The 8,227-nt window shown below is 38.5% G+C and carries 6 protein-coding genes and 1 pseudogene; 1 reads left to right on the top strand and 6 read right to left on the bottom strand.

The window, feature by feature from the left end; translation table 11 throughout:
• Nucleotides 1–157: helix-turn-helix domain-containing protein (locus LRA01S_RS10840; protein WP_156470237.1), on the bottom strand; the 157-nt coding region annotated here is incomplete at its 3' end.
• 107 nt (nt 158–264) lie between these two features.
• On the opposite strand from LRA01S_RS10840, the pseudogene LRA01S_RS11345 reads away from it, so the two are divergent.
• Nucleotides 265–416, top strand: a pseudogene (locus LRA01S_RS11345) (transposase); the annotation flags it as partial.
• A 2-nt stretch (nt 417–418) separates the two neighbouring features.
• Here the strand turns inward: LRA01S_RS11345 and LRA01S_RS09860 are convergent.
• From LRA01S_RS09860 to LRA01S_RS09840, 5 genes are all read right to left on the bottom strand, one after another.
• Nucleotides 419–1,540, bottom strand: coding sequence for a class C sortase (locus LRA01S_RS09860; RefSeq protein WP_061775459.1), 1,122 nt, complete (start codon nt 1,538–1,540; stop codon nt 419–421).
• Nucleotides 1,537–2,733, bottom strand: coding sequence for a class C sortase (locus tag LRA01S_RS09855; protein ID WP_061775458.1), 1,197 nt, complete (start codon nt 2,731–2,733; stop codon nt 1,537–1,539). Before LRA01S_RS09855 ends, LRA01S_RS09860 begins: the two co-directional genes overlap by 4 nt.
• A gap of 81 nt (nt 2,734–2,814) precedes the next feature.
• On the bottom strand, nt 2,815–4,302 hold the full coding sequence (locus LRA01S_RS09850; protein ID WP_061775457.1) for a SpaH/EbpB family LPXTG-anchored major pilin: 1,488 nt from the start codon (nt 4,300–4,302) through the stop codon (nt 2,815–2,817).
• A gap of 63 nt (nt 4,303–4,365) precedes the next feature.
• Complete coding sequence (locus LRA01S_RS09845) at nt 4,366–5,097, bottom strand: pilin N-terminal domain-containing protein (protein ID WP_061775456.1); 732 nt, start codon at nt 5,095–5,097, stop codon at nt 4,366–4,368.
• Between the two features lies 1 nt (nt 5,098).
• Nucleotides 5,099–7,750 carry a SpaA isopeptide-forming pilin-related protein gene (locus tag LRA01S_RS09840; RefSeq protein ID WP_061775460.1) on the bottom strand — a complete coding sequence of 884 codons (2,652 nt, stop codon included), beginning with the start codon at nt 7,748–7,750 and terminating at the stop codon, nt 5,099–5,101.
• Nucleotides 7,751–8,227 lie beyond the last annotated feature (477 nt).

Raw genomic sequence — 8,227 nt, 5'->3', positions numbered from 1 at the left:
TCCCTCGTTGTATCTCGTTATGAATCGTTTGAGGGGCTTTACCAAGACGATAAGCGATTTCTCGATTACTGACTTTTTCCTTATTGTGCCAACGTTCAATAAGGAGACGTTCTGACTCTGTTAAATGCTTACCTTTTGAGGTATAATTGTTTTGCATCATGAAACCTTTCGACTTTGTTTTCTAGCAACTACAAGTCTAACATTTCAGGGTGTTTTTTCATTCTCTCAAGGTGGCTAACTTCATTTTACAATTTGCGAATTTAGAAAAAACTACAAAATTTACTCAAATATAACGAAGGTATACGAAGTGCATTGATTTATCCCCATACCAATGACAAAATAGAAGCTAAGAATACCCATATTAAACAATCAAACGTGTATCTTATGGATTTAAATCATTTGATAACATGAGCATTTTTTATTTGACTTCTAGTATTCTTTCTTCTTTTAACATAACTTTTTTCTTATTTATCTTCCAAATCTTGGATGGCCTCTTTTTTTTCTTCAAACCAAACTGCACCAACCAACTCTTGCCCAATTTCAAACGATAGCAATCCCCTGGTAGATCGGTAAAAGTGACTTGTCCGGTTTGATCTGTTAGTTCTTGATAGGCTTTTCCATTACGCCGCAGGGCTTTTTTCCCTTTTTTATCATAGAGTGCGATTGGCGTATGTTCTGCCACGCCTTCTAAGCAAACAGTGAAATCAAAACGCACTTTCCGCAATCGGTAACGGGCGATCACATGATACAATTGATAAATAGCGGCTAAGATCAACAGGGCCGTCCCCCCCAAGATAGCGATTTGTTTCAACTTACGAAAACGATCGCCTTTGACTTGTTTTTTCTCGGCAGCCGGTGTATATGGCACGCGTTTTCCTGTGACTAACAAACGGTGACTATTGATCATATAAGGGGTACAGGTCATGAGCGTCACCAAGTCTTGGCCTGGTTCGATCTTTAAAACCGAAGTCTGATCTGGCGTCACGACTTGGCTGTCAAACACTTCATAAGCCAAGGTTTCCCCTAAGACATTTAGCAGAAAAATATCACCGTTTTTAAGCTCCGGCAGATTGGTGAAGAGTTCCCGTTCTGGCAAGCCACGATGAGCCGAGATCACCGCATGGGTACTTGCGCCACCAACAGGAAAGGACGTGCCATCTAGGACCGTCGCACCTTGTTCCAATAAATCATCATTGGTCGTATCAAATAGCGGTAACTCAATGGCCAAATCAGGAAGATTGATGGTCCCAATCAAATGCTTTTTGTAATAAGCAGCTGAAACCGTACCACCATTCGGATTCGCAAACGGATCGGCACCCGGAGCTAACCCGCTGTCGCTCAATTTATTATTTTCTTCCGCCAGTCGCTTGCGTTCGGCTTCAAATTCTTTCTGGCTTTCCTTCAAATAGCGATCGACGCGCACTTGATCGATCACATTATTCAACGCATCGACATAAAAAGGATAGAGCATGGTCAAGATGCCGACCAAAAAAATGAGGATGATCGCAATTTGCGAGATCATTTGCCGATTTTTCTTCATTTTTTCGCTCCATTCTCCAGATAATAAGTAACTTTCTTACCTTGCTTTTTCTTCGTGACGCTGCTTAAAACAAACTGCCGATCTTTTAAACGGCGGACCTTGCCCTTAACTGGTTTTGTCGACCCATCGATCGCCTTGGCATAATAACGCCCCCCTCTGATCTCAGGGAAAGACACCCATCCATCCACCTGGCTTACAGCAACTGGTTGGTTAGTGACATCTGTTGCCCAGCGTTTTTTACGGACTAAGGTAAAAGTCACGCCTGCTTTGGGTTGACCATTTTCCAATAAGTAAAAACAAAAGTCATAACTGTGTTTGCCACTTTGATAATAGACGAACTTGCGATACATCCAATAGAAAATCATGGCAAAGAAAAGCGGGATCAGTAGTAAATACAAGCGAAAACGCCGTTCGACCGCTTTTTTGGTACTGGTCACTTCCTCCGCCATTTCCTCCACATAAGGCACACGGTGTCCAGTGACTAATAAACGATGGGTATTGATGCCATAAGGTGTACAAGTCAATAAGGTCACCAAGTCCCGCCCCGGTTGGATGACCACTTTGTCGATATCCGACGGTAAAACGATCTGGATGTCATCGACCGCATAAGCCAATTTTTCCCCAGCAATGGTCAAATAAAAATTATCGCCAATCACCAACTTTTCTAAATCTGTAAAAAGTTTACGTTCCGTCAAGCCACTGTGGCCTGAGATCACCGAATGGGTACTATCGCCACCGATCGGATAAGACGTTCCTTGTAAAATCGTCGCGCCTTTTTCCAAAAGAGCAGCATTGGTTTCATCAAATAAAGGTAAGCTGACCGAAATTTTTGGAATATAGATAGCACCCACGGTATGCTCTTCATAATAGGCTTTACCCGGATCTTTGGCATCATCGACCGCATTTTCAAACGGGTCTTCTACCAGTCCCATGCCAGGAATATTGGTCATGTTCTTACTTTCAGCTAGATCTTTATTTTTTTCGGCCATTTCTTGGTACCTTTTTGCTTGTTCTTTGGTATTTGTTGCGGCCATCTCAGCCAAGTTTTTTTCCATCATCTTTTGGTCATAATAGGAATTCACCGCATTGGACAAAAAGGGATAGCTGAAAATAATGGCACCGGTCGTAAATAAAATCGCCATTAGCAGTTTTAAAATCAAATTGATCCGTTCATTTTTTTGGCGCTGATCCATGCTTGCACCTCCTTCTCCCTATTTAAAAGAAAAGGCAACCTCAAGAAATGAAGCTGCCTTTTGCTATTTTAAAACTATATCTTAGACTTCAGCTTGTGTTTTAGATTTCTTGAACCAAGCGTAAGCACCGATCATAAGTGCAGCACCGATAAGTAAGAAGGCATAGATCCCGTTACCACCTGTTGATGGAAGCAGACCTTTAGGCGTGTTAAGAACAGACTTTAGTTCTTGACTGCCATATTGACCGTGTTCAACAGTGAAATCGACATCTTCATCAAGTAACACATATTTATCACTTGAAGTCGCTTTTTCTTCTAATTGATAGTAACCATTTTTCAAACCAATTACTTTCAACTCACCTTTGTTGTCAGAAACGATTTTCGTTGCTTTTGCTTCATCAGTCGTCCATTCTTTAAAGATATATTCACCTTTAGTGTTTTTAGCATCTTCAAATATTGCAAAGTTAGAGTCTTGTTTTACGACAAATTCCGCACCAGATAAGGTTGCACCAGATTGTGAATCTTTTTTGACGAATTTATAACCACCTGTACCAAATTTTGTTGGAGGTGTAATTTTATCTTGAGGTTTGTTACCAATTGTTACTTGGGCACTATTGTTTACTAAATCGTCAGGATTTACTTCAGCAGTTAATTTCATTTTGTAAGTAGCAATCAATTGACTACCAGCTAATTTTCCTACATTTTTACTTTGTTTCAAAGTAACAGTAAATCCGCCAGTTGCAGAATCTTCAGTTAAATCATAGTCAGTTCCAGCTACTAAACCAGTTGTTGCAAAAGAACCTTTTACATAAGCAAGTCCAGCAGTTGGCGTATCAGTTACAGAGTAAGTGACGCCATCTTTCAGAATGTCCGCAGGAATATTTAAAGTTAATTTATATTCGATTTCATCGCCAGTTGTAAGGTTATGATATAAAACTTTTCCATCAGCACCCTTAACTTCAGTGAACTTATCTAAATTGGCAACTTCTTTTTTATCAGTCTTGGTTTCGTTCTTTGGATAGACTTGAACGTTGGTATTGATTGTATCTGAATATTTGCCATCTTTAAACGTATAGATTGGCATTGCTAAAACGATTGGAGCGGCTTTTGTCGTTACGGAAACATTGCCTGGCGTGCTTGTTTCAACAAACATATAGACTTTATCTTTGTCCCCGTCTTTTAAAGCAAGTCCTTCAAAAGTTGTTTGACCTTTGGCATCCGTTTTTTGTTCTGTTTTTGCTACAGTTGTGTAATTTGACGCATTATCAGCAATTTCTTTTTTTGCTTCTGCTTGTGACTTACCATTTGCAATCAGAGCAAGATAAGCATCTGTTACATCATAGGCTGTAAAGCCTGCTCCTTCAAGTGGATCTCCACCAAAGTCCATTTTTTCCCCAGTATTTTGCATGGAATCTTGTGCTGGAGCTTTGCCATCTTTCCAGATTCGTTTGTTGATCGTTACATTTGTCGTTGTTGCTTCAGCAGCATTTACTGTTTCCGCACCGAACATGCCGGTGAACAATGGCAACACAAGTAGTGCTGCAAAAAGTGTTTTCCACAATTTCTTCATATTCTAATTCCTCCTTGATTTTTGTAGAATATTCCAATAGACCTTAGTCTTTTGTACCTTTGATTAATTGTTTCGTACGGAATGTTTCCGCCATAAAATGATCGCCGTACCGATCAAAAGAATCCCCAATATACCTAAGAAGAATTTTGCTTCACCTGTTTGTGGCAAGCGTTTCTTCGGTTTACTTGGTTTTTTAGGTTTAGTTGGTGTCACTGGCTTTTCAACGATTGTTCCCACATTTTTAGGGTAAAGGTGAACGGTAGCTAATTCTTTGTTCGTATAGGTTTTACCGTCTGTGCTCATTTCATACACTGGTAAAGCCACTACTAAGGGTTCGGCCGCTTTTTCGACTTTTACCTTTTCAGGATCAGGCAATGCCGTTTCAACAATCAGGTAAACCGCATTTTTACCGCCACTGCTTTTAGGTAGTTGGGGAAATTTGATTGTGCCTTTTTCATCAGTCAGGCCTTGTCCTCTGATAATTTTTTGATAATCAGCAACATTTTCTTGAATCATTTGAATAGTTGTTGTTTCGTCAGAGCCTTTGACCAATTTATAATAATCCTCTGTAATGTTATAAATCGTAAAGCCGACCCCTTCGATTGGATCTTTAATATCTTGATCGGCCGCTCCCGTATTTTGAATAGCTGCATCAGGTGCTTGGTCCAACAATTGTTTGTGGATCACAATATCGATCGTCCCGTCATCCGCAAAGGCTTGTTGCCCCGTAAAGATCCCTACCAGCAAAGTTGAAAGAAGTATGGTGATTTTTATGAACAATGATTTATTCTTCATCTTAGTTCAACTCCTTTCGATTACGGTAGACATAAATGCCACCGACAAGAGCCGATAAACCAATCACTAGTAGTGCAAATTCCATTAAATGTCGAATGCCTTGTCCACCAGTAGATGGCAAAAGTCCTTTTTGTTGGTTAGCAACATTATATTTAATCACATTGCCATCAGTGGTAATAACATCTTTTTGTTCTTTCCCATCAATGGTGACTTTGCCGTCTTGATCAATGACGATCTTAATTGAATCTTTCAATCCAACATAGCCATCCGGTGCGACTGTTTCAATCAGTTCATATTCACCGGGTTTTAAACCAGTAAATTTAAAGACATTCGTATCAGAATCGAGTTCCTTAGAGTAATCTTTACCTACTAATTTAAACTTGGCACCTTTCAAATCTTTCCCGAGAATGTCTTTCTTAGTCACGATTAATTCAAAGTCTTTCAAAAGATTGACTACTTGATTATCTTTGATACCAGAAACAGTTAATTTACCATCTGCATCAGCAATCATAATTTCAATCGGATCTTGTGTCTCATAACCCAAGGGTGTCGTGGTTTCTTTGATAACATATTTACCAATCGGTAACTCTATGTCAAAAGTAACTTGACCATTGTCATCCGATGTCACTTCTTTACCGATAGCCGTTGTTCCGTCTGCTTTGTACAAAGTAAAGCCAGCACCTGCTAACGGCGTTTTACCATCATTCCCTACTTTCGTAAATGTAACAGAAGTTTTTAGCAACTTATTGGTGACTTGTAAAAGTTTCTTATCCGAATTTACATTGATAGATGTTGGAGAATAGCTAGCTTCTTCATACCCATTAACTCGTTCTTCGACTACTCGATACTCAAGCACATTTTTAGAGCTGTCATAAGCGGGTACATCAGAAAACTTCCCTTTCAGGCTATCTCCGGTTGCATTTGCTTTAATAGTTATTGTTTTCCCAGAAACATTGGCCCAATTTTCATTGCCACTCTTTTGTTGTAGTTGTAGGGTCACTTCTTTACGCGTTCCCCACTGATTATCCTCATCGTCCCAGATTTTTTCTGCTTCAATGTCAAATTTTTGTGGTGGCACTTTAACTGATGGAACCGCAAAGCCAAATTGATCTTTATATTGGTTGTCCGCTAAATAAGTCGGTCCATTTGCCGGATAGAACTTGTCATCTTGATACTCTTCTTTGAGAGAAACAGTATAAGTCACACGCAAGCCATCTCGCTGTGTATCATTTCCAGATAAAGTAAGATTGGATAAATTTACCGAATTGTTGCGTGTATCCACGGTAACATCATTTACATAATCTGGTTGAGTCCCTGTCGTTACATTCAACGACTTAGGTGAGCTTGTTTTTAATGTTAAAGCTTGCGTTTTAACTGAACTAGTATCTAACGCTACATACTTGCTCATCGGATCAAAAACATTAGCATTACGAATCAGAGCATTCACATCTTGAATTTTTTTCTTGATTTGATTCAATACATAATTTAAGTCAGTGTGACTTGTTGCTGAATATTTTCCTTGAGGTCCTAAAGCATCTAAGATATCATTAACATCTGTTACTCCAAAGCCAATGGCATAGCGATCAATTTCAGGATTTTGTTCGGTTCTTTTTTTTCCGTGAGAAATGGTATTACTTCGGACTCTACTAATATCTGGTCCAGTCTCTGATCCATTTCCAATATAAAGAGTAGTATTAGTTGCTTTAAAAGTCTCTACTCTACCATTATTGTCAGAAGAACGTGTCATCCCACTCTGACGAATTCCACTACTGCTACTAGTATAAGTAGTAGTTGGTCCCCAAGTTGGTAATCCATCTGTTAAAATAATCAATACTTTTTGGGCGTCTTCTCTTCCGTTATATTGGCTATTAGTTAAAAGTTCTAAGCCAGCATCTAATCCTAAGAAAGTTGGTGTTCCCCCACTTGGGTTTTCATTTAATAACGCATGATTCAAAAAGGCATCGGCGCTTGTAGTAAATCCAGTGTAGTTTCCTTGAGTGCCACCAAAATTTCCTACTTTTCCATAAGGAACATTTTTATAATAAGGATAATAGGTTGTTGTTTCTTGAACTGAACTAAAGCCTGATATTCCAAGTTGGACACTTCCACCTGGATTATCATCTAATAGACCATGAGCAAATGTATTTAAGGCCGACTTTAAATTATTCCATCTATTATTAGTAGCCATACTCCCTGACTTATCAACGACAAAAGCAACGTCGACATTTTTACGTGCCTTCAAAGACCCCCCAATGATATCTAGTTGAATTTGAAATTGAGTGGGATTATCAGTAGGAATAACGATTTTCTTTAAATTAATATTTTGGTTATTCCCTACATCGTAAGCATGATAGCCATTATCAAGATTAAGATTACCTTCGAGGATATTTTGAATTTCTACATTACTATCTGAATCTCCTTCAGAACCATAATTATAGTTTTTAATCATGTCACTTGAATCTGATTTCGTATACTGATTCGTGTCATGAGACGGGTATTGTCCTCCATCAGGTGTATACTTAAAAGGATCTACGATTTTATCCGGCTGAGTTTCTATAGCCTGTGCGATACTTGAACAAGCAGTCAAGATTGGCGGGATAAAGCCCATCAAAATAGCAACCATCATAAACCAGACCAATTTTTTCTTCTTCATATTCATTCAGCTGTTCTCCTTTCTTACAAAAATTAATTAGTTAGAAGCTACGATCAAAGTTGAATCACAAAAAAAAAGGCAATCAACTAAGTTTTTCTTAATTGATTGCCTGGTATCTTCTTAAAGACTTGAAATTCCCTCAAAAACCCGATATAATGGGTTTACAGATATTTAAGTATCTGCTTAATAAAAGTAATTAAATACTTTACCAAATTTTGGGACTCGATTTCTTTAATTGATTGCTGGTAATCATTTAAGGCTCGCAACTTATTTTCTTGGCGGAAAATAAGTTGGTCGTGGCTCTTTTTTTTGTATTCTTTATTCAGTTCGTTGTCTCCTTATATCTAGTATATCGCTTTTTAAAAAAAAAAGCAATCATTTTTGTTAGGCGTTTGAGGAAGTGAAGCTGTTTTCCTCATATTTTTATAAAAAAAGAGTAGTTACAGTTTTTTGGTAACTACTCTTTTACTTTTTTAA

The organism is Pseudolactococcus raffinolactis NBRC 100932 (assembly GCF_001591765.1).
GTDB classification, from domain to species: Bacteria; Bacillota; Bacilli; order Lactobacillales; family Streptococcaceae; genus Pseudolactococcus; species Pseudolactococcus raffinolactis.
The sequence above is the reverse complement of the archived record's forward strand: the minus strand, read 5'-3'. Positions and strand labels throughout refer to the sequence as shown.

Bases quoted from the DNA above. Each gene is read 5' to 3' on its own strand.
- LRA01S_RS09845 (WP_061775456.1), bottom strand. From the start codon at position 5,097: ATGAAGAATAAATCATTGTTCATAAAAATCACCATACTTCTTTCAACT.
- LRA01S_RS09855 (WP_061775458.1), bottom strand. From the start codon at position 2,733: ATGGATCAGCGCCAAAAAAATGAACGGATCAATTTGATTTTAAAACTG.
- LRA01S_RS09860 (WP_061775459.1), bottom strand. From the start codon at position 1,540: ATGAAGAAAAATCGGCAAATGATCTCGCAAATTGCGATCATCCTCATT.
- LRA01S_RS09850 (WP_061775457.1), bottom strand. From the start codon at position 4,302: ATGAAGAAATTGTGGAAAACACTTTTTGCAGCACTACTTGTGTTGCCA.
- LRA01S_RS09840 (WP_061775460.1), bottom strand. From the start codon at position 7,750: ATGAAGAAGAAAAAATTGGTCTGGTTTATGATGGTTGCTATTTTGATG.